The 227-nt window shown below is 62.6% G+C and carries 1 pseudogene; it reads right to left on the minus strand.

What is annotated here, in order from left to right:
* A pseudogene (locus SLS51_RS23805) lies at positions 1–227 on the minus strand (VasL domain-containing protein); the annotation flags it as partial.

Genomic DNA, 227 nt, shown 5'->3' on the forward strand with positions numbered 1-227 from the left:
ATCTGCACGGGTCTGGCCGCGGGTTTGGGCAGGATACGGGCCTGTTCCAGTTTTTTGGCGGTGTTCTGGAAGAACCACAACAGGTTGTCGACTTTCGGCAGGCGTTTCAGGCCGGCCTGCTGGAGCCGGTCGACTATCAGCTGTAAGGCCCGCTCGGCCCGGTAAATCATCCGCAGGTCGCGGGCGGTGTAATCGTGCTGGCGTAAGGCGCTGCCGCTGCGGGTGTT

Origin of the sequence: Photorhabdus africana, assembly GCF_035181445.1 — a bacterium.
GTDB lineage: Bacteria > Pseudomonadota > Gammaproteobacteria > Enterobacterales > Enterobacteriaceae > Photorhabdus > Photorhabdus laumondii.